The organism is Lentzea sp. NPDC060358 (assembly GCF_042725365.1).
Taxonomy (GTDB): domain Bacteria; phylum Actinomycetota; class Actinomycetes; order Mycobacteriales; family Pseudonocardiaceae; genus Lentzea.
Window position 1 is genome coordinate 1 of sequence record NZ_JBHXCW010000500.1, and the last position, 1,112, is coordinate 1,112.

1 pseudogene is annotated in these 1,112 nt (G+C 69.9%); it reads left to right on the forward strand.

What is annotated here, in order from left to right:
- Positions 1-999: pseudogene (locus ACFWGZ_RS41175) on the forward strand (IS110 family transposase); the annotation flags it as partial.
- Positions 1,000-1,112 lie beyond the last annotated feature (113 nt).

A 1,112-nucleotide genomic window follows, 5' to 3' on the forward strand; every position in this document is an offset into this window, starting at 1 on the left:
GACCAGCCCGCATCCATCGGCGCCCTGCCGCTGGCCGTCGCCCGCGCCACGGGTTGCCAAGTCGCCTACCTGCCCGGCCTCGCCATGCGCCGGATCGCCGACCTCTACCCTGGCGAGGCGAAGACCGACGCGAAGGACGCGGCCGTGATCGCGGACGCAGCCCGAACGATTCCGCACACCCTGCGCTCCCTGGAGCTGACCGACGCGATCACCGCCGAACTGACCCTTCTCGTGGGCTTCGACCAGGACCTCGCCGCCGAGGCCACCCGGACCTCCAACCGGATACGGGGCCTGCTCACCCAGTTCCACCCCAGCCTTGAGCGTGTCCTGGGACCCCGCCTCGACCATGCCGCGGTGACCTGGCTGCTGGAACGCTACGGATCCCCGGCCGCACTGCGAAAAGCCGGACGCCGCAGGCTCGTCGAGCTGATCCGGCCCAAGGCCCCGCGCATGGCCACCCGCCTCATCGACGACATCTTCGACGCCCTGGACGAGCAGACAGTCGTCGTCCCGGGCACCGGCACCCTCGACGTGGTCATCCCGTCCCTGGCCCGCTCACTCGCGGCCGTCCACGAACAACGCCGGACCTTAGAAGCCCAGATCAGCGAACTGCTGGAGGCCCACCCTCTTTCCCAGGTCCTGACGTCGCTGCCCGGCGTCGGCGTCAGGACCGCAGCAGTCCTACTGGTCACCGTCCAAGACGGCACCAGCTTCCCCACCGCCGCCCACCTCGCCTCCTACGCCGGCCTCGCCCCGACGACAAAGTCCTCGGGGACCTCGATCCACGGCGAACACGCACCACGGGGCGGAAACCGGCAGCTCAAACGCGCGATGTTCCTGTCCGCGTTCGCCGCCCTGCACGACCCCGCCTCCCGCACCTACTACGACAAATGCCGGGCCCACGGCAAAACCCACACACAGGCTCTGCTCCGCCTGGCCCGGCACCGCATCAGCGTCCTGTTCGCCATGCTCCGCGACGGAACCTTCTACGAACCCAGGTGTTCCAGCTCTCCGCCGATTCCGCCCGCTCGCTGGGCAGCAGGCGGGAGGAGTCGGTCCACCTCAACCACCTCGCCCGGGCCTACAACCTCAGCGTCGCCGATCCCCACGCC